This window comes from Streptomyces sp. BE303 (assembly GCF_036290945.1).
Lineage (GTDB): Bacteria > Actinomycetota > Actinomycetes > Streptomycetales > Streptomycetaceae > Kitasatospora.
The window spans coordinates 1-283 of the sequence record NZ_JAQYWZ010000171.1 but is presented as its reverse complement, the minus strand read 5'-3'; the positions used below and the strand labels follow the sequence as shown (position 1 = coordinate 283).

Genomic DNA, 283 nt, shown 5'->3' with positions numbered 1-283 from the left:
TCCTTGAGAACTCAACAGCGTGCCAAAAGTCAACGCCAGATATGTTGACATCCCCGGCCTCGGACTTGTTTCGGGGTTGGAGATTCCTTTTGAAGTAAAACACTAGCGAGGACGCAGTGCGCGGGGCCGCCCTATTCCGGTTGTTGCCGTGCCGCTCAACGCGGGTGTCGACCGGTTCTGATTGATTTCGGGGCCGAGTAAACATTCACGGAGAGTTTGATCCTGGCTCAGGACGAACGCTGGCGGCGTGCTTAACACATGCAAGTCGAACGGTGAAGCCCTT

General features: G+C 55.8%; 1 rRNA gene. It reads left to right on the top strand.

Features of this window, described 5'->3' with window-relative positions:
* Positions 1 to 204: 204 nt before the first annotated feature.
* A 16S ribosomal RNA gene (locus PUR56_RS01010) occupies positions 205 to 283 on the top strand; the annotation flags it as partial.